This is a genomic window from Amycolatopsis echigonensis (assembly GCF_014174495.1).
Lineage (GTDB): Bacteria > Actinomycetota > Actinomycetes > Mycobacteriales > Pseudonocardiaceae > Amycolatopsis > Amycolatopsis echigonensis.
In genome coordinates this window covers 1-603 of sequence record NZ_JACJHR010000263.1, presented here as the reverse complement: position 1 = coordinate 603, position 603 = coordinate 1, and the positions used below count along the sequence as shown (strand labels likewise).

Here is a 603-nt window from a genome sequence, read left to right as displayed (position 1 = left end):
TGCCGGTGCGCGAGCCGATGGTCAGGTTGACGGATTGGGATGCGTCTGCGCGGATGAGGGTGACCGCCACTTTTTGTCCTGGTTGGGTGTGCCGGAGCGCAGCCAGTAGGTCCTCGACGCTGCGGATTGGTGTGCCAGCGAATTCGGTGATGACGTCGCCGGTGCGGATGCCGCTGGCGGCGGCGGGGCCGCTTTGGTCGATGCCGAGCACGAGTGCGCCGTGGTCGGTGTGTACGCCGAGTTGTTGTTGGATGTCGGGGGTGAGCCGGCCGAGTGAGATCCCGAGGTACGGGTGGGTTGCGGTGCCCTTGGTGAGCAGTTGGTCGGCGATGTCGGTGACGGTGGCTGAGGGGATGGCGAACCCGAGAGACACCGCCCCGGCGGCGGGTGGGATGTATGCCTCGTTGATGCCCACGACCCGGCCTTGCGTGTCGAGCAGTGCCCCGCCGGAGTTGCCGGGGGAGATCGACGCGTCGGTTTGGATGAGGTCCACAAGGGACTGGGTTTGGCCGGCGGAGCCGGGGATTTCGCGGTGCAGACCGGAGATGATGCCGGCGGTGACCGAGTTCTCGAAGCCGAGCGGGCTGCCGATGGCCAGGGCTT

General features: G+C 67.3%; 1 protein-coding gene. It reads right to left on the bottom strand.

The window, feature by feature from the left end; all coding sequences use genetic code 11:
* On the bottom strand, positions 1-603 hold a 603-nt coding region (locus H5411_RS46675; protein WP_183128051.1), incomplete at both ends, for a S1C family serine protease.